At 65.1% G+C, this 17,927-nt stretch carries 15 protein-coding genes; 6 read left to right on the top strand and 9 right to left on the bottom strand.

All coding sequences use genetic code 11. The annotated features are described in order from the left end of the window. Positions 1-159 precede the first annotated feature (159 nt). Complete coding sequence (locus tag A6F68_RS14015; protein ID WP_067681466.1) at positions 160-1,698, bottom strand: tryptophan halogenase family protein; 1,539 nt, start codon at positions 1,696-1,698, stop codon at positions 160-162. Positions 1,699-1,878: 180 nt separating this feature from the next. Between A6F68_RS14015 and A6F68_RS14010 the strand changes: the two genes are divergently transcribed. After that, on the top strand, positions 1,879-2,427 hold the full coding sequence (locus A6F68_RS14010) for a hypothetical protein (protein WP_067681463.1): 549 nt from the start codon (positions 1,879-1,881) through the stop codon (positions 2,425-2,427). A gap of 99 nt (positions 2,428-2,526) precedes the next feature. On the opposite strand, the gene A6F68_RS14005 is transcribed toward A6F68_RS14010, so the two are convergent. Beyond that, entirely contained in the window at positions 2,527-5,772 is a 3,246-nt protein-coding gene (locus A6F68_RS14005; protein WP_198152624.1) for a TonB-dependent receptor domain-containing protein, read from the bottom strand. A 267-nt stretch (positions 5,773-6,039) separates the two neighbouring features. Between A6F68_RS14005 and A6F68_RS14000 the strand changes: the two genes are divergently transcribed. The 5 genes from A6F68_RS14000 to A6F68_RS13980 all read left to right on the top strand — a co-directional run bounded on the left by A6F68_RS14000 (position 6,040) and on the right by A6F68_RS13980 (position 10,548). Further along, positions 6,040-7,212: an acetyl-CoA C-acetyltransferase gene (locus A6F68_RS14000; RefSeq protein WP_067681457.1), complete on the top strand. Its 1,173-nt coding sequence runs from the start codon at positions 6,040-6,042 to the stop codon at positions 7,210-7,212. A gap of 129 nt (positions 7,213-7,341) precedes the next feature. Continuing rightward, a complete protein-coding gene (locus A6F68_RS13995) occupies positions 7,342-8,124 on the top strand; it encodes an SDR family NAD(P)-dependent oxidoreductase (RefSeq protein WP_067681454.1) in 783 nt (260 codons plus the stop codon). Positions 8,125-8,286: 162 nt separating this feature from the next. Next, a complete protein-coding gene (locus A6F68_RS13990; protein WP_067681451.1) occupies positions 8,287-9,159 on the top strand; it encodes a crotonase/enoyl-CoA hydratase family protein in 873 nt (290 codons plus the stop codon). Between the two features lie 9 nt (positions 9,160-9,168). Then, positions 9,169-10,041, top strand: coding sequence for an S-methyl-5'-thioadenosine phosphorylase (mtnP, locus tag A6F68_RS13985; protein ID WP_067681448.1), 873 nt, complete (start codon positions 9,169-9,171; stop codon positions 10,039-10,041). Positions 10,042-10,068: 27 nt separating this feature from the next. Further along, positions 10,069-10,548, top strand: coding sequence for a MarR family winged helix-turn-helix transcriptional regulator (locus tag A6F68_RS13980; protein ID WP_067681446.1), 480 nt, complete (start codon positions 10,069-10,071; stop codon positions 10,546-10,548). Positions 10,549-10,569: 21 nt separating this feature from the next. Here the strand turns inward: A6F68_RS13980 and A6F68_RS13975 are convergent, their stop codons facing one another. From A6F68_RS13975 to A6F68_RS13945, 7 genes are all read right to left on the bottom strand, one after another. Further along, the gene (locus tag A6F68_RS13975; protein ID WP_067681444.1) at positions 10,570-11,580 is read right to left on the bottom strand and encodes a type II secretion system F family protein; all 1,011 of its coding nucleotides are present in this window, start codon (positions 11,578-11,580) and stop codon (positions 10,570-10,572) included. A gap of 18 nt (positions 11,581-11,598) precedes the next feature. Beyond that, complete coding sequence (locus A6F68_RS13970; RefSeq protein WP_067681442.1) at positions 11,599-12,570, bottom strand: type II secretion system F family protein; 972 nt, start codon at positions 12,568-12,570, stop codon at positions 11,599-11,601. Between the two features lie 70 nt (positions 12,571-12,640). After that, on the bottom strand, positions 12,641-13,921 hold the full coding sequence (locus A6F68_RS13965; protein ID WP_067681439.1) for a pilus assembly protein CpaE: 1,281 nt from the start codon (positions 13,919-13,921) through the stop codon (positions 12,641-12,643). 4 nt (positions 13,922-13,925) lie between these two features. Further along, entirely contained in the window at positions 13,926-14,570 is a 645-nt protein-coding gene (locus A6F68_RS13960; protein WP_067681436.1) for a CpaD family pilus assembly protein, read from the bottom strand. A 13-nt stretch (positions 14,571-14,583) separates the two neighbouring features. Continuing rightward, complete coding sequence (locus A6F68_RS13955; protein ID WP_084001936.1) at positions 14,584-16,191, bottom strand: type II and III secretion system protein family protein; 1,608 nt, start codon at positions 16,189-16,191, stop codon at positions 14,584-14,586. A gap of 65 nt (positions 16,192-16,256) precedes the next feature. After that, on the bottom strand, positions 16,257-17,339 hold the full coding sequence (cpaB, locus tag A6F68_RS13950) for a Flp pilus assembly protein CpaB (RefSeq protein WP_067681430.1): 1,083 nt from the start codon (positions 17,337-17,339) through the stop codon (positions 16,257-16,259). Between the two features lie 88 nt (positions 17,340-17,427). After that, the gene (locus A6F68_RS13945) at positions 17,428-17,916 is read right to left on the bottom strand and encodes an A24 family peptidase (protein ID WP_067681427.1); all 489 of its coding nucleotides are present in this window, start codon (positions 17,914-17,916) and stop codon (positions 17,428-17,430) included. Between the last annotated feature and the right edge of the window lie 11 nt (positions 17,917-17,927).

The raw sequence follows: 17,927 nt of genomic DNA, 5'->3' as shown, positions 1-17,927 counted from the left end.
TCGACAATTTCCCGGACGTTCCGGTATGCGACAGAGCGCTCGGGGCTGGCTACGCCATTCGATACCGATTCATTGCAGCGGTGTGACAGGTGCGTGATTTCTCAATTCCGACTTTTGGCGAACCTGTCATCTCCCCCCGCGCTTTGGGATCACGGTGGGTCAGGCACCTCGGGCGAGCCGTGAGAGCAGATCCCTGTGACCTGGCAGTGCCGCCAAACCACTGGCGGCGACCTGCTCGATCGCATTGGCAATCCTCGCCGCGCGGTCGACCTCGCGATAGCGCGCCTTGAGCATCACCAGTTCAGGATGATGTCCCAGCGACAAAAGCAGCTGAACGTAGTTGGAGTAGCCAAAGACGGCGGGCAGCTGCCCGAACTCGTATTCGCTCGGCATGCGGTAAGCCCACATCTCCAGCTTTTCGCGTAACGAAGCGGGTACCGTTTCCGCAGCCCGATTATCGACCCAGAATGCAGTGTCGTCGCGGTCGCTCAGGACATAATGCAGCTTGATGAAGTCGAGGACGTCGGCATAGCAGGCTTGCATCCGCTCGTTGAATGCCTTGGCCGCGGTGGGGAATTGCCTCCGGTCGAGACAGAAATCGGTGAGCCAGCGGATCGCAATGTCCGAAAAATAGATGCCGGTCGATTCGAGCGGCTCGATGAACCCCGCCGAAAGGCCGATCGCGACGCAATTTCCGCGCCAGGGCCGGTCGCGATGTCCGACGCGGAAGCGAAGAAGGCGGGGCTCTGCGCCAGCGCCGTCATCGCCGAGGTAAGATATCAGGTGATCACGCGCGTCCTCGTCGGAAATGTGGGCGCTCGAATAAACGAACCCCGTCCCCCTCCGATGCATCAGAGGCACGTCCCAGATCCACCCGTTCGGTCGGGCGGATGAACGCGTGAAGGGCGGGATCGGGCATTCCGGGTCCCGGTACGGTACCTGGCAGGCGACAGCGCGGTCGCAGAACAGAGTGTCGGACGCCGAAACGAAGGGCTCGCCAAGGGCTTGCTCGATGAGCCTTGCCGAGAACCCAGTGCAATCGACGAACAGGTCAGCCGTCAGCCGTCGGCCGTCCGCTGTCACGACGGCCGTGATCTCCTCCCCGGATACCTCGGCCTTGTCGATCGTGGCGACGATGTGTTCCACGTCCAGGCTAGTCGCCCTCTTTTTCAGCAATTCGGCGAGCAAACCTGCATCGAAGTGATAGGCATAGTCGAGCGGGCCCTTGAACGGTTGGTCCGACATTCGCTTCGGCGCCTTGCCGGCTGCGATGGCGGGCCCGTTGTTCATGGAATAATCGACGAAGCTCGTTCGCTTGTACGCTCCGGACACGAGCCAGTAGGGCGCAAGTGGCTCGCTACCGATGCGCCCGTGCGGACCGAAAGCGTGGAAGAAGCCATGCTCGCATCCGGCGACGGGCTTGCGCCATCCGTCGAAGCGTATTGCCATCTTGAACGTCGCATTCGTCTCACGCAGGAAATCGACCTCATCGATGCCAGTGCCCGCAATCACGCTACGGATCGGTGGAATCGTCGATTCGCCGACGCCGATCGTCGGGATGTCCGACGCTTCCATGAGGCGAATGCGCGGTCCTCCTTGCCGGACAGTGCCGAGCGTGTTCGCCATGTATGCGGCACACAGCCAGCCCGAGGTTCCCCCTCCGACGATCAGAATGTCGCGGGTCAGTCCGTCAATCATATAGAGCGGCCCTAGCGCGCGAAGTCCGTCCGGCGCAAGGACGCCCCGCGACGGACCGCAGTGGGCTTCGTGGTGACATAGTTCTGCAGCGCATTCGAGAATATTGACGCGGCAGGGCAACTCGGCGGAAAAGGAGGCGTTCGCGCATTTCCGCCGCGTGCCTCACGATTGGGACTCTAGATGACGATTTCCGAGATTTCTCGCGCCGCGCTTGCGGCATCGCTGGCCATTCTGGCTACATCCTCGGCCGCGAAAGACCGCGAGCCGAGCCCCTACGAGCCGTGCAGCCGAATCGAGGACAACGCTGCGCGCCTGCAATGCTTCGATGCCACATATGCCCGGGAAGAAGCGTTGGTGGCCGCGAAGGAAAGCAAGAAACGCGAGGACGCGGTCGAGAACTTCGGATTCAGCGAAGCGGACATCGAAAAGCGCGAGCGTGCCGCGCGGCCGGACAGCGCCGAACGGCAAGCGTCCGCTGCGGTGTCGACCGAGACCCCGATGGACGGCAAGGCGATCCAGGCCACGATTACGGAAGTCCTTACCGACCAGCGGGGCAATCACGTGCTCCTGCTGGACAACGGTCAGATCTGGCGGTCGACCGCCGCGAAGAACTACCGCGGCAGCGTTCGCGCGGGCTGGAAGGTCGAAATCAAGGAGGGCAAGTTCGCTGGATATCGCCTCACCTTCGAAGGCAAGACGGGTTTCCTCGGCGTCGAACGCGTGCGCTGAAGACGTTCCAGTTCGGGCCGGACCAACGGGCCGTGTAACCGCCAGACAAAAAAAGGGCGCCCCGCGGGGCGCCCTTCTCTTTGAAGCGACGGGCCTACCTCAGAAGGTCAGCTTCGCGCCGATCCGGTAGCTGCGACCGAACAGGTCGTAAGCGAACGGACCGTTGGCGGTCGCGCCAGCCACATCGGACGGAGCTTTGTCGAACACGTTGTTCACGGTCAGACGGAACTCCATCAGGTCGCTCGGGCGGAACGAAAGGCCCGCGTTGAACAGCCAGTAGTCCGGAACGCGCAGGAAATCGCGCGCTTCGGCCGAGTCCTGGTTGTTCACGTCGGCCGCATCCACGAAACGGGTCTGCCAGAAGGCACCCCAATTGTCGCGATCGTAGCTGATGTTGAGCTGGCCCACCCAGTTCGACGAGCCGACGTTGTCGACGTTGTCGGTCAGGTCGAAGCCGGTGAACGAGGCGTCGTCCTGGATCAGGTGGAACAGCGAACCATCGAGCGACAGGCGCCCCATGTCACCCGAACCGCCGAACAGGTCGACCAGGTCCGACGACCAGTTCATTTGCGCGGTAACCGCCTGGAACTTGCGGGTACCCGCGTTCAGGAAGCCCGTCGAGTATCCGGGGGCAATCTGGAACGCGCCGTTGGGATCGCCGAGCGGGGCACGGCTGAAGCGGCTGCAGAACTGGTTCGGGAAGTTCGCCGGGTCCGCGTCGTAGCAGGCCTGGAGCACGTTCGTCAGCGTCAACTGCGAGATCGCGTTGGCGATCTGGATGTTGACGTAGTCGACCGCCAGGTTGAGCCGCCCCGGAACGAAGTTGGGCGCGAGCAGCACACCGAGGGTGTAGCTCTTGCTTTCTTCGTTCGTCAGGCCCGGGTTACCACCGGTGGTGCCCACCTGCGTGCCGTTGATGACACGCGCCTGATAGGTTGCGAGACCAGTGAACCCGAGTGCCTGGGCCGCTGCAGCGCAGTTCGCCTGACGGTTGGCCGGGTTGGGGCCGCCCGCGATAAGCGACGAGTCGCACGGGTCATTGCCACGCGAGTTCGTACCCGAAATCGGCAGGAACAGTTCGACCAGCGCTGGCGCGCGGATCGAACGGGCGTAGGTGCCGCGCAGGGTCACTTGATCGGCGAAGAGGCCGATCTTGCCGCCCGCCGACCACGTGCTGGCCGAGCCGGCGCGCGAGTTGTCGACATAGCGGTAGGCGCCTTCGGCCTCGACCCGGGTCAACGGACCCCAGCCCATGTCGGGCCCGACGATCGGGAGCAGGAGCTCGCCGAAGAATTCGTCGGTCTTGTAGCCGCCCGCCGTCGCGGTGACCGCCACGTTGCCGAGCTGCTGGCCGCCCTGGAGGCCCGAACCCGGGATGAACGACGCGCCTTCCTCGCGGTGTTCGTAACCGGCCACGATGTTGACGTCGCCGCCCGGCAGGGTGAACAGGTCACCTTGGACGAAACCGGTGAACACCTTCTGCGAGATGTTCGTGGCTGACGGGAAGGGCACCGAGACATAATCCGCCGCCTGGGGAGTAGTGCCCGCTTCGCCGAAGTAGTTCAGTGGAACGCACGCCTTGATGTCGGTGAACGCGCCGTTTTCCGGGATGCTGATGCCCCCGCCGGCAGGGTCGGGAACGTTGATCAGGGCATTACACGCGATGTCGCCTGCCTGCAGGTTGTTGATCGACACGTTCTGCACCTGACCGTTGCGCACGACGTTCACGAAATCGAGCGGCGTGCCTGACGGAAACAGGCTGGCATTGGAACGGATCGTGGCGATGTTGGCGGCGTTGAGGCGAACGGCATCAAGTGCAAACGCGAAGCGGCGGCCCTGGACGCCCTCGATGAACGTCGTGTTCTCGGTCTTGCCGTAGTTGTACGCGAGTTCCCAGTTGAACGCGCGGCCGCCGAGTTCGAAGTCCCCGCGCACACCGGTCACGATGCGGTACAGGTTCTGCGACGTCTCGTTCACACCCGGCGTCAGAGTGCGACCGAAGCGCGCCATGAGGAACGTGCAGTCGTCCGACGGATCGGTCGCGTCGGCGTTGTCGAGGCCGTTGGCGATGCAGTTGGCCTGGATCGTCTGCCGCGCCTGCGGAGTCAGGAACGGGTTGTCGACCGAGAACTGGATCGCGCCGCCATCGTCGGGGAAGAAGTCGGTGTTCCACACGGCCTGGCTGCCCAGGTCGCGTCCCTTGGTGCTGGCGAACAACGTTTCGGCGAACACCTCAATGTTCGGCGTCACTTCATAGCGGCCGGTGGTGGCGAACACGGTGCGCTTCACGCCCGACTGCAGCGTGTTGATGTCGGAGATGGCGATGCCGTCGCCGCCGTCCGAAAACACGATGCCGTACTGCGTGCCGGGATCGAACGGAACGAGGTTGCCGTCACGATCGAACTGCAGGATGTCGCCCGCCGCGTTCTCGATCGGGGCGCCGATGAACGGGTTGCCGAAGAACAGGGCAGGAAGTCCGTTGAACGTCGCAAACGACACGCGCGCGTCGCGGATCAGCACGCGATCGGGCACCCCGTCGGCCGGACCGCGGTTGGCCGGGTTGGTCTGGAACGAGCAGCCCGAGCAGATGAAGTCGAAGCGATCGCGTTCGAGCAGGCCCTTCGCCCGTGTATGCTCGACAGCGATGGTCACGTTGCCGCGACCTTCCGCGAAGTTCGAGCCCATGAGGCCGCTCAGGCGGTATTCCTCGGCGTCGCCGCGCTCGGTGATGCCATAGTTGCCGTCGATCTCGAGGCCTTCGAAGTCGTTCTTGAGGATCACGTTGACCGTGCCCGAGATCGCGTCCGAACCGTAGATCGGCGCACCGCGAATGGTCACGTTCTCGATGCGGTCGACCATCGCGACCGGGATGATGTTGAGGTCGACCTGAAGGCCGGGCGCGGCGTTGTTGAACACCGTCGGAGCGTTCGCGGCGACGACGCGGCGGCCGTTGACGACGGTCAGGGTGCGCTGCGAGCCGAGGCCGAAGAAGTTGACGAAGTTCTGGCCGACGTCGGCGTTGCCGATCGTGCCCGTGGCCGACTGCCCCGGAACACCGAAAAGCGGGTTCTGGTTGAGGGCTTCAGCGACGTTGTTGAACTGGCGGTCTTCCAGCAGCGATTCACCGACCGTGAAAGTCGGCGAGACCGACTGGAAATCCTCGCGCCGGATGCGCGAGCCGGTGACGACGATCGGCGATCCGGCGGTCGTTTCCGGAAGGGTGCCGTCGGCATTGACGTCGGCCGCTTCCTCTTCCTGGACTTGGGCGACTGCCGGAGCGGCCGCGAGCACCATCGCGATGGCACAAGATGCCGCCGATAGCTTTGCGATTTGTGTGACGTTCACTGTTCTGTCCCTTCGAACGTTGAAAGATGTCGACTTGAGTTTCGGTGATGACGGTCGAAAACCAGCCATCCTTCCCCTGAGGATTTGGTTGAAACTGCCGCGTGATGGGCAAAGCTCTCCGGCGGTTCAAACCAAAATCGCCGATCTGGGGGGCATTCGCATGAACGTGTTGCATAACGGTCACAGGCTTGCGAAGCTCACACGAAGCGGGGCATTCCCGCGTCGATATTTGCGTGCCGACCCCCGGCGACGGACCTCGGAGACATTATGCCCACAGCCTACATCATCGACGCCGTTCGCACCGCAGGAGGGCGCCGTGGCGGGCGGTTGTCGGGAGTGCATCCGGTCGACCTGGCGGCGACCACGCTCGATGCGCTGGTTGCCCGCACCGGCATCGATCCGGCCAAGGTCGACGATGTCGTCATGGGCTGCGTCACCCAGGCGGGCGAGCAGGCCATGCAGGTCGGGCGCATGGCGGTGCTGGCCAGCAAGCTGCTGCCGCAATCGTGTCCGGCAGTCACGATCGATCGCCAGTGCGGCTCGTCGCAGCAGGCGATCCAGTTCGCCGCGCAGGCGGTCATGAGTTGGACCCAGGACGCGGTCATCGCGGCGGGCGTCGAGAGCATGACGCGTGTGCCGATGGGCACCAACCTGACCCTGCACATGAAGGAGGGCATGGGCCACTACAAGTCGCCCGGCCTCGAGGCGCGGTTTCCCGGTGTGATGTTCTCTCAGTTCGCCGGTGCCGAGATGATCGCCGACAAGTGGGGGATGACGAAGGACGAGATCGACCGCTTCGCCTACGACAGTCACCGAAAGGCGATCGCGGCGACCGAAGCGGGCGCGTTCGCGCGCGAAATCGTCCCCGTGACCGTCGAGACCCCCGAGGGGAACGTCGAGCACGTGGTCGACGAAGGTATCCGGTTCGACGCGACGCTCGAAGGTATCGCGGCGGTCAAGCTCCTCAAGGAGGGGGGCAAGATCACCGCGGCAAGTTCCAGCCAGATTTGCGACGGCGCAAGCGCGGCGCTCATCGTGTCGGAACAGGCGCTCAAGGATTACGGTCTCACCCCGCGGGCGCGCATCCACACGCTGACGGTCACCGCGGGCGATCCGGTCATCATGCTCGAGGAACCGCTGTTCGCGACCGACAAGGCGCTGGCCCGTGCAGGCCTGACGATCGGCGACATCGATCTCTACGAAGTCAACGAGGCATTCGCGCCGGTGCCGATGGCCTGGCTGAAGCACACCGGCGCCGATCCCGACAAGCTCAACGTCAATGGAGGCGCGATCGCCCTCGGCCACCCGCTCGGGGCGAGCGGGACCAAGTTGATGGCCACCTTGCTGAATGTGCTTCACTCGCGCGGGGGCAAATACGGCCTTCAGACGATGTGCGAAGGTGGCGGTGTCGCCAACGTCACGATCATCGAGGCGGTCTAGTCGCCGCGGCGAGCGTCGCACGGTGAACTCCTAGGTCCCGCAAACCCGTTGCAATCGGGAACCTGTCCCGCCATGCCGTTGGGCCAAGACAGGCGGATTCGTACGCCCCGAACGAACGAGAGGACCAGAATGAAAGTCGACAGCAGCATTGCCGCGGTGGTGACCGGCGGCGCATCCGGTCTTGGCGCGGCAACCGCCCGCGCGCTCGCGGCCAAAGGCGCGAAGGTCGCTATCTTCGACCTGCAGGAAGAAAAGGGCAAGGCAGTCGCCGACGAGATCGGCGGCGTGTTCTGCGAAGTCAACGTGACCAGCGACGAAAGCGTCGATGCCGGTTTCGCCAAGGCGCGCGAAGCGCATGGGCAGGAGCGGATCCTGGTCAATTGCGCGGGCATCGGAAACGCGATCAAGACCGCGAGCCGTTCGAAGGAAGACGGTTCGATCAAGCACTTCCCGCTGGATGCCTTCAACTGGGTGATCCAGATCAACCTCGTCGGCACGTTCCGCTGCATCGCCAAGTCGGCGGCCGGGATGCTGACGCTCGACCCGATGGATGACGGGGAGCGCGGCGCCATCGTCAACACCGCCTCGGTCGCGGGCGAGGACGGCCAGATCGGCCAAGCGGCCTATTCGGCATCGAAGGGCGGCGTCATCGGCATGACCCTGCCGATCGCGCGCGACCTGATGAACGAGGGCATTCGCGTCAACACGATCCTGCCGGGCATCTTCAACACGCCGCTGATGAATGCGGCGCCGCAAGCGGTGAAGGACGCCCTGGCGGCTTCGGTCCCGTTCCCCAAGCGGCTGGGCAATCCAGAGGAATACGCCATGCTCGCGATGACCATGATCGAGTGCGGCTATTTCAACGGCGAGGACGTCCGTCTCGACGGCGCCATCCGCATGGCGCCGCGCTGACGCGCTTTCCTACAGGTGACCAGGTGTATTAGTTTTCTCCGATGATCGGCCTTTTTGCGCATTCGTTCGGGAAAATCAGCAGCGTGCCGAGGATCTTTGCACTTTGGTGTCTGGACAGTGTGACAAGTGTGACATGCCCTCGGCGAACGGAGAGGATGCGCGATGAGCGGATACACCCAGATCAGGTACGATCTCGATGGCCCGGTGGCACTCGTCACGCTTCACCGGCCAGAGAAAATGAACGCCTTCACCCGCACGATGATGGCGGAAATCATAGACGCGATGGACCAGGCGGATGGGGATGACCGGGTCCGCGCGGTGGTCTTCACGGGGACCGGCGATCGTGCGTTTTGTGCTGGAGCGGACCTGACGCCGGAGGGCGGGGGGCATGTATTTTCCGACCCCAACCCGGTCGAGGATTTGTCCGACGAGCGGGTGCGCGACGGTGGCGGGCGGCTGACGCTGCGGCTGTTCCAGTCGAAGAAGCCGCTGATCTCGGCCTGCAACGGGGTCGCGGTCGGGGTCGGCGCGACGATGCAGCTGCCGATGGACATGCGCCTTGCCGCGGACAGCGCGCGCTTCGGGTTCGTCTTCGCCCGCCGCGGGATCGTGCCGGAGGCCGCCTCCAGCTGGTTCCTGCCGCGGCTCGTGGGCCTGCCCACGGCGCTCGAATGGTGCATGACGGGGCGCCTGATCGACGCGCAGGAAGCGCTGGCGAAGGGTCTGGTGCGTTCGCTTCACGCGCAGGACGCCTTGCTCGACTCGGCATTCGCTTTGGCGCGGGAGATTGCCGACAACACGTCGGCCGTCTCGGTCGCGATGACCCGTGCGATGCTCTGGCGGCTGTCCTCGCTCGAGCACCCGATGCTGGCGCACCGTATCGACAGCCGCGCAATCTATCGCCTGAGCCGGAGCGCCGACGCGCGCGAAGGGATCGCGAGTTTCCTCGAGAAGCGACCGCCCGCCTATCCCGACACGGTGAGCGGCCAGATGCCCGACTTCTATCCCTGGTGGGATGAGCCCGATTACCAATAGGTTTTACGCATGAGCGACTGGCACATCGGGGTCATCGGCGGATCGGGGTTGCACGAAGGCCTTGCGCTCGACGAGGCGCAGGAAATCGCGATCCGTTCGCCTTTCGGCGAACCGTCGGGTCCGGTCGTAACCGGGTTGCTGCGCGGAGTGCGCTTCAGCTTCATCGCGCGGCACGGTGCTGGGCATGCCATCCCGCCAAGCGAAGTGAACTACCGCGCGAACGTCGACGCGCTCAAGCGCGCCGGGGCGACCGACCTGGTGGCATTGTCCGCGATTGGCTCGCTGCGCGAGGACCTGGCGCCAGGGACGTTCGTCGCCGTCGATCAGTTCATCGACCGGACGATCTCGCGCGAGCGAAGCTTCTTCGGCTCGGGGATCGTCGCCCATGTCAGCATGGCCGATCCGGTCTGCCCGCGACTTTCCGCGCTGGTCGCGGATGCAGCGGAAGCCGCGGGAACAGTGGTTCACCGGGGAGGGACCTACGTCGCCATTGAGGGACCGCAGTTTTCCACCCGTGCGGAGAGTGCTCTCTACCGGGCGTGGGGCGGCGACGTCATCGGGATGACCGCCATGCCCGAAGCGCGCCTCGCGCGGGAGGCGGAGCTGCCGTACGCCTTGCTCGGCATGGTGACCGACTACGATTGCTGGCGCGACGGCGAAGCCGTCGCCGCGGCGGAGGTGTTCGGGGTCATGCGCGAGAACGCCGCGCGAGCGCGCGATGCGATGGCCGCACTGGCGGGGCTCTTGCCCGCAACACGCGAACCGGTGCCGATCGATACCGCGCTCGGCGACGCGCTGGCCACGGCACCGTTCGCCCGCGACGTCGAACTTGCAACTCGGCTGCAGGCCGTAGCGGGCCGTGCCTTGCGACTTGCCAAGTGAAGCGGTTTCCCTAGAAACTTGTCCGCGATGACCGAAATCGCGTCCAGCACCCGTCTCGCCGACTTCCTCCCCTACCTGCTTTCGGTAACTTCGAACGCGGTTTCGAGCCGGGTGGCCGAGGCGTATCGTGCGCGTTTCGGTCTGCGCATCGCCGAGTGGCGGGTGATGGCGGTCCTCGGCGATGCCGGGGCGCTCACCCAGCGCGAACTCACCGCGGCGACCCTGATGGACAAGGTCGCGGTCAATCGTGCGTGCAAGGAACTGGAGGACCGCGGTCTCGCGGCGCGGACCGCCAACGAGAAGGATGGGCGTTCGCACCATCTGGAACTGACGGCCGAGGGTCGCGAGATGCACGCCCGGATCATGCCGCTCGCGGTCGAGATCGAGGCGCGGCTGTTCGAAGACTTGTCGACCGAGGAACGCGATACCTTCCGCAGCCTGCTCGCAAGAGTTCGCGGGGCGGCCGGCGATTTCGATTCCGAAGGGCTGGAGGGCGGGGTCGGCTAGGCCGCCCCGCCGCTTCCACGATTACGAACGGCCGGGCTTGGCGGCGAACGCGTCGCTGATGGAGCAGGCCGCCGGTCCCAGGATGACGATGAACAGCGTCGGCAGGATGAAGAGGATCAGCGGCACCGTCATGATCGCCGGCAGGCGCGCGGCCTTTTCCTCGGCGCGCATCATGCGCTCGTTGCGGAATTCGGCCGACAGCACGCGAAGCGCGCTGGCGAGCGGAGTGCCGTAGCGTTCGGTCTGCACCATCGTCGTCACGACGCCTTTGACGCTGTCGAGGTTGACGCGATAGGCAAGGTTGTCGAACGCCATCTTGCGCTCGGTGAGGAACGAGAGCTCGATCGCGGTCAGCGCGAACTCGTCGCCGAGTTCGGGATAGGCGCGGCCCAGTTCCTTCGCCACGCGATTGAACGCGGCGTCGACCGTCAGACCGGCTTCGGCGCAGATGACGAGCAGGTCGAGCGCGTCGGGCAGGCCCTTGCGAACGAGATCGGTGCGCTTCGTCGCCTTGTTCTTCAGGTAGATCTCCGGTGCCTTGTAACCGAAGCCGACCGCAGCGGTGAGGCCGAACAGCTTCTTCATGCTGCCCCACTCGGGCATCACGTTGAGAACGTAGAGCGCAACGAACGCGACGATACCGAACACGACCGGCAGCACCAGGCGCGCGCCGATTACGTAAACCGCCAGTTCCTTGTTGCGATACCCAGCCCACGCCAGCTTCTGCTGGATCACTTCGATCTGGCTCTGCTGGAGAACCTTCATGCTCGCCAGCGTGTCCTTGACCTTGTCGGTCTTGTCGTTGCGGCGAACCAGGCTCGTGCGTTTGCGCGCATTCGCCTTGACGATGCCCGCCTTCAGCTCGTCGCGCCGGGCCGTAAGCGCCTTGACGCGCTTCGCCATCGGGTCCTTCACGGTGACGGCGGCGTAGATGGCGAGCATGACCGCGAGCGCCGCGACGGCAGCCAGAAGCGTGCCTACGACGATGACGTCGAAGCCGAGGAGCGTTGGTCCGGGGGCGTTGCTGATCATGGCTGTCGTGCTGTCCCGTTAGATTTCGAAGTTGACCATCTTGGCCATGATGAACACGCCGATGCCCATCCACACCATCCCGCCGAGACCAGCCACGATCAGGCGATCGTCGCTGAAGAACCCTGCGAGGTAACTGGGGTTGATCCACCAGACCATCGTGAAGACGATGAACGGCAGCGAACCGACGATGTAGGCCGAGGCCTTCGATTCCGAGCTCATCGCGCGGATCTTGAGCTTCATCTGGCCGCGCTTGCGCAGCACATCGGCAAGATTGGACAGCGTTTCGGCCAGGTTGCCGCCGGTCTCCCGCTGGATCGCCAGCGTGATGCAGAAGAAGTTGAATTCGGGGATGCCGAGCCGGTCGCCGGTGACCTGAAGGGCATCCTCCATTGTCCGACCGACCTTGATGCGGTCCACGATGGCCTTGAACTCGACACCGACGGGGCCCTCGATCTCGGTCGCGACGACGGCGAGCGTTTCGGTAACCGGCAGACCCGAGCGAAGACCGCGCACGAGCAGTTCGATGGCGTCGGGAAACTTGGAGTTGAACTGGTTGGTGCGCTTCTTGATGAAGAAATTGACCACCAGGTGGGGAATGCCTGCGCCGGCGAAGAGGCCGAACATCAGGCTCAGCAGCGGCGCACCTGTGCGCAGGAACACGATGACCATGAACACGACCGCCAGGCCGAGCGAAGCGTAGAGGTAATGGGTCAGGGTCCACGGCTTGCCGGTACGATCGAGCCGGATGGCCAGCGCGTCGAGGCGCGAGCCCGAGCCGGCGACCTTGAAGGTCTTCGGCTTGCGCGCGGCGATGGCCTTCTTGAGCTGGGATTCGACCTTCGTGTCGGTGCTTTCCGAGTGGCGGTAACGCACCGCCTGCAACCGGCGGTTGCCTTCCTTGACGGTCGAGGGCCCCGACATCGCCGAGTAGCCGAGGACCAAGACGGCCATCAGCCCACCGGCGAACAGCAGTAGCTGGAGAATGCTCATCGGACCGGTCCGTCCCTTCTACACGTGTCGAGCGACGACCGGCGGCGCGCAGTGCGCCGCCGGCGGCGCATCAGGCGTCCACCTTCGCGGACGGCTTTTCCTTCTTGGCGAGCAGCGACTTGAAGTCGAAGCCGCCGAGCAGCGATTTCTTCTCGGTCTTGCCGTCGGCGGTCGATTCCTCGTCGGACGTACCGATGATGCGCTCGGCAAGCTGGCGAATCGCTCCGCTGGCCTTGCTGCCACGGTTGGCGTCGGCAAAGGTCTGGCCCAGCTTGGCCGCGTTGGCGGCAGCCTTGAGGTCGTAGGGGACCGTGAAGTCGATCTTGCGCTCGATCGAGGCTTCGAAGTCCGCCTTGCTGATCTCGGCCACGCCTGTTTGGACCTTGTTCGCGACGATGATCGGCTGGGCATGGCTCGCGTTGGTCTTCAGCCAGCTCAGGATGCGGATCGTGTCGCGTGCGCTTGCGAGCGTCATCTCGGTGGCAAGGACCACCACGTTGACGTCGGCCAGCAGGTGCGGGAAGTTGATCAGCATGTTCCGCGGCAGGTCGATCACCGTCATCTCGAAGGCGTGACGGAACTCTTCCTCGAGCTGCACGAAGGCACTGCCATCGGTCATCAGCGGAGAGTTGATCGGTGCTTCGGCCGACAGGATCGCCAGGTTGTCGTTCGCGCGGATCATGGCCCGCTCGATGAACAGACCGTCGATCCGGCTGGGGTTGTCGATTGCATCGGTCAGGCCGCGGCCGGGCTCGAGGTCGAGGGCCAGCGCGCCGGTGCCGAAGTGCACGTCGAGGTCGAGGAGCGCGGTCGGCAGCTTCTTGTCGGCCGAGAACATCCACGCCAGCGAAGTCGCCAGCGTCGAGGCGCCGACTCCACCGCGAGTCCCGACGATCGCGGTCGAGATGTGGCGCTTGACCGCATCGGGATCGCTGTTCTTCGGGGCCGAGAACACGGCCTGGGCGTTGGTCAGGGCATCGCGCAGCTGGCTGGCCGAGAGCGGCTTGAGCAGGTAGTCGTGGATGCCGCTCGCGATCAGGTCGCGGTAGAGGCGCACGTCGTTCACCTGGCCGATCGCGACCACAACGGTGCCGGGCTCACAGACCTCGGCCAGCGCGTTGATGTCGTTGAGCGGATCGCCGCTTTCGGACAGGTCGACCATCAGGATGTTCGGGCTCGCCGAGACCGAAAGCGACTGCACGGCATTGCGCAGTCCACCCTTGGCGCACTTCTCGGGCTGCCAGCCCATCTCGATGACGACCGGGCGCAGCGTGTCGAGCGCAGTCTCGTCGCAGATGAATGCGGCGAACGGATCGCGACCGCCGGGGCCGGGTTTCCAGGGGGCGTTCATGATCTTACTTCCCTCCGCCTGTAGCGCTGGCCTTGAGTTCGCCGGCGCCGGTGTTGGCCTTCTCGCGATAGGTCTCGATCGCTTTCGTCGAGCTCATGATGACCGTTTCGCCCGTGCCCTTCTGGCCGGCGATGAGGTCTTCCGGATTGGCGATCATCGCCGCCATGTTGCCGTTGATCGAACAACCGTAACCGGGCGAAGTCGCGTTCGCGTAATTCGAGTCGGTCTTGCGCTCCCAGTTCGGGCAATTGGGAACCGACGCACTCGAGCGGGTAATCACCACCCGGGCGGTGCCCGGCTGGACATAGCCCTCGGTGACCGGAGCCCCGTCCGCCAGCAGGATGCCGTGGCGCGCGGCGAGAGACGCCACCGCAGCCTTGGTGGCACCGTTGGCGACCGGATCCTCGATCGAGACACGGTCCCCGTAACGCAGGTCCATCGCCTCGAACCAGCCGGCGAGCCGCTGCTGTTCGGGAACCGAAAGGCCTTCGTACCCGCTGGCCAGGTCGAGCGTGTAGGTCGTCCGCGCGACCACCGGCTGGCGGACGCTGTACAGACTGGCGTTGTCCCAGGCGGGACCGCTGCAAGCGGCGGTCGAGAGGCCTAGGGAGAGGGCGAGAGCGCCCGCGATATGGCGTTTGATGGTCATCACTCTCACCTTCTCACTGGAGGTTGAAGCCGGGCGCAGGCGTACCGGCGTCGTTCTTCGCGGTCCGCCGCTTCTTGCGCTTGCTCTCTCCCGCTGGCTGCGAGGGAAGCAGGGCATCCGGATTGATCTGCGAGATGCCCGGTGCGGCCGGAACCGGACCCTGGGTCGTCGTCGGGCCCGGACGGCTTCCACCGGTAACGCCGGCGTTGTCGCGCATGCCGAACAGGCGGGTCGCCTCGTCCGGTGCATTGAAACCGTCGGTCGGCAGCTTGATGTCGCGATCGTTGACCGGATTCACCAGGTACGGCGTGACGACGATCACCAGCTCGGTCTCGCCCTTGCGGTAGCTGGTCGAGCGGAACAGGTTGCCGAGGATCGGCATGTCGCCGAGACCGGGGGTCTTGTCGATCGTGTTCTGCGAGTTGTTGCTCATCAGGCCGGCGATCATGAAGCTCTGGCCGGAGCCGAGCTCGATGGTCGTTTCGGCGCGGCGGATGGTCAGCGCGGGAATCTGGAAGCCGTTGAGCGTGACCGCTCCCTGGCTCGACAGTTCCGACACTTCCGGCCGCACGCGGAGGCTGATCCGTCCGTTCGCCAGCACCGTCGGGGTGTAGGCCAGGCTGACGCCGTACTTGCGATATTCGATCGAGGTCGAGCCGAGGCCCTGGCTGATCGGGATCGGGAACTCGCCACCGGCCAGGAAGTCGGCGGTTTCGCCCGAAAGCGCGGTCAGGTTGGGCTGCGACAGCGTGGTGACCAGCCCGACCCGCTCTGCGAGGTCGAGCCCGCCGAGGATGTCGAGGCCGAACAGCCGGCCGATGCCGCTCAAGGTGGAACCGCTGCCGGTCGTCTTTACGCCGGGCCCGTTGATCGCAACCACGTTGCCGGTGAGCGGGTCGATCCCGAAGCCGCTCGGATTGAGGACGTTCGCACCGACGGCGAGAGGGCCGTCGGTGCGATAGGCGCCCGTCACCAACTGTCGACCGGTGCCGACGCCGAAGCGGAAACCCCCGCTGCCGTCGATCGTGCTGAGATTGGCGCCGATCTCGCGAACGAGCGAGCGGCTGACCTCGGCGAACTTGACCTGCAGATTGACCTGCAGCGGCGTCGCGGTCTTCAGCCGGGTAATGACATTGGCGCCTTCGCCGACGAAGGCCTGAACGAGGCGCTCGGCCTCGGCGGCATCTTCGGGTGCGGCGACGGTCCCGGTGAGGAGGAAGGTGTTGGTGCCCATGGTGGCCACGTTCACCTTGGCCTCGGGCATCGCCAGCGCCAGCATCTGGTCGACGCTGTCGATGTTGGAGCCCACGCGGACGTTGGCCGACCAGATGATCGCGCCTGCCTTGTTGCTCGCATAGACCGTGGTCAGTCCGCCCGCCTTGCCGAACAGGTAGAGCTGGCTTTCCGACTTGATCTGCACGTCGGCGATCTGGTCGTTGGCGATGAACACGTCGGCCATGTTGCCGGGAATGTTGATCAGTTCGCCGCGCCCGATCGAAAGGTTGATGTCGCGGGTCGGGGCGACGACGCCCTGGGCGGCGGCTGGCAGGACGGGAAGCCCGGTCAGCGGGCCGGCGGCGAGGCCGGCGAGCAGCAGCGTTGCAGTCAGGCGGCGTTTCATGGTCGTGCCCCTCGAATGGCTCGGTTTGTTGCCGGTTGTGCGGTTGTTGCGCGTTGCGATGCCCATCACGGCACCATCAGCATGGCGGGCGTAGTGGCGCCGATCGTGCGACCGGCGGCATCGATGCCCATGGCGGTGCTGTCGAGCACCTGGCCGGACTTGGAGATGACCACCGTGCTCGACGCCTTGCCGCGGGTGACCGTGACGGTCGAACGCGGCGCGACGTAGACCCGCGGCGGGGCACCCGGGCCGCCTGCCGCGGCAGCGGGTGCGGAGGTGGTGCCGACGGTCCGGCGCTGGAAGCGCGAGACGTCGCCGCCGGTCTGGTAGGTGGTGGCACCGTCGTTCGGGCGATTCATCGCCTCGCGCAGCAGCTTCTCTTCTTCCTGCGGCGATGCGCCGTCGGGGATCTTGACGTCGCCCTGCGCGATGGCGCGCTCGAGCTCGGTCTGGCTGTCGGCAATCGAGCGCAGCGAAAGGCTGAGCGTGCCGATGGTCTGGGCGACGGCGACCTTTTCCGCGATCTTCGGGGTCACCTCGAGGGTGACCGTCTTGAAGCTGCGGACGACGGTCTTGCCATTGATGGTTTCCTGCGTGGTCGACTGGTCCGTTGCCAGCACGCGAAGGTTACGCAGGATGGTTTCCGATGCTTTCAGGCCGTCGCCTTCCTGTGCCTTGACGGTCTGCGTCAGGACCAGGTCGACCCGGTCGCCCGGGAACACAAAGCCGCCGACGCCGGTCTTGGCCGACACCGGAACGGTCACGGCGCGCATGCCGGGGCCAAGCGCCGCGGCCAGGAAGCCGCGATCGCCGGGCTTAACCAGCGAACCCTGGGTCACCGGCTCACCCGCGGTCACCGGGAAGCGGACGACGGTGCCGAGCAGTTTCGACACATCCGATTCGCCATCGATGAAGTAGGCGTCCTTGACGAGTTCCTTCGGCCACGGCTGGAAGCCGATCGCATCCGCGGTGATAATCGTGCCGGTCGGCAACACGCGCTGGGCCACGAGGACCTTGGGTCCCTGTGGAACCGGCGCCGCTTCGGCCTGTGGGGCGGATGCCCCGGCGAACATGCTCCGCGCCATCATGGCGGTTACGACGGCGATCACCAGAGCGCCCACCAGCAGCAGCAGCTTCTTCCTGTCCATGGCTATCAAAGCCCCCTCAAATCACTCGCCCGATCCCACGGGCGGGAATGGTTTCCGTGGTTAAGCGGCGAACGGTTAAAATCAGGTATCACGCGGCAATCGTCCCTTGTGCCGCCGGCAGATAATGCGTGCCCAACACCCACAGACCGGCTGCCGCGATGGCGACGCCGTAGGGAATGGCGAGCTTGTCGCGCTGGCGACGGGCAATGTGCCAGGCACCCATGACCAGCGTCAGCAGCCCGCCGACCAGGGCCATCATGATGAGCAGCTTGAGGAACCAGGTCGGTTCGATCCACAGCGCGAGCGCGGTAAGCAGCTTCACGTCGCCGCCGCCCATCCACTTCAGCGCGAACATCGCCGCGAAGACTGCAAATGCAGCAAGGCCGACGCCGAACTGCAGTGCCACACCGGGCCACAGGTCGAGGCCGCTGGCCCACCAGTAAAGCGGAGCGGCAAGGGCGATTCCGGCATTCAGCCAGTTGTCTATCTGCCGCCGGCGCCAGTCGGTGACCGCGGCCACGACCAGTGCGATTGCAAGGGCAACAAGCAGCCCGTAGTGCAGGTAATCGACCAGCATTGGATAAGCCC

The organism is Tsuneonella dongtanensis (genome assembly GCF_001698205.1).
GTDB lineage: Bacteria > Pseudomonadota > Alphaproteobacteria > Sphingomonadales > Sphingomonadaceae > Tsuneonella > Tsuneonella dongtanensis.
The sequence above is the reverse complement of the archived record's forward strand: the minus strand, read 5'-3'. Positions and strand labels throughout refer to the sequence as shown.

Excerpts from the sequence above, each read along its gene's own strand:
- A6F68_RS14015 (WP_067681466.1), bottom strand. The coding sequence starts at position 1,698 with ATGATTGACGGACTGACCCGCGACATTCTGATCGTCGGAGGGGGAACC.
- A6F68_RS14010 (WP_067681463.1), top strand. The coding sequence starts at position 1,879 with ATGACGATTTCCGAGATTTCTCGCGCCGCGCTTGCGGCATCGCTGGCC.
- A6F68_RS14000 (WP_067681457.1), top strand. The coding sequence starts at position 6,040 with ATGCCCACAGCCTACATCATCGACGCCGTTCGCACCGCAGGAGGGCGC.
- A6F68_RS13995 (WP_067681454.1), top strand. The coding sequence starts at position 7,342 with ATGAAAGTCGACAGCAGCATTGCCGCGGTGGTGACCGGCGGCGCATCC.
- A6F68_RS13990 (WP_067681451.1), top strand. The coding sequence starts at position 8,287 with ATGAGCGGATACACCCAGATCAGGTACGATCTCGATGGCCCGGTGGCA.
- mtnP (WP_067681448.1), top strand. The coding sequence starts at position 9,169 with ATGAGCGACTGGCACATCGGGGTCATCGGCGGATCGGGGTTGCACGAA.
- A6F68_RS13980 (WP_067681446.1), top strand. The coding sequence starts at position 10,069 with ATGACCGAAATCGCGTCCAGCACCCGTCTCGCCGACTTCCTCCCCTAC.
- A6F68_RS13975 (WP_067681444.1), bottom strand. The coding sequence starts at position 11,580 with ATGATCAGCAACGCCCCCGGACCAACGCTCCTCGGCTTCGACGTCATC.
- A6F68_RS13970 (WP_067681442.1), bottom strand. The coding sequence starts at position 12,570 with ATGAGCATTCTCCAGCTACTGCTGTTCGCCGGTGGGCTGATGGCCGTC.
- A6F68_RS13965 (WP_067681439.1), bottom strand. The coding sequence starts at position 13,921 with ATGAACGCCCCCTGGAAACCCGGCCCCGGCGGTCGCGATCCGTTCGCC.
- A6F68_RS13960 (WP_067681436.1), bottom strand. The coding sequence starts at position 14,570 with ATGACCATCAAACGCCATATCGCGGGCGCTCTCGCCCTCTCCCTAGGC.
- A6F68_RS13955 (WP_084001936.1), bottom strand. The coding sequence starts at position 16,191 with ATGAAACGCCGCCTGACTGCAACGCTGCTGCTCGCCGGCCTCGCCGCC.
- cpaB (WP_067681430.1), bottom strand. The coding sequence starts at position 17,339 with ATGGACAGGAAGAAGCTGCTGCTGCTGGTGGGCGCTCTGGTGATCGCC.
- A6F68_RS13945 (WP_067681427.1), bottom strand. The coding sequence starts at position 17,916 with ATGCTGGTCGATTACCTGCACTACGGGCTGCTTGTTGCCCTTGCAATC.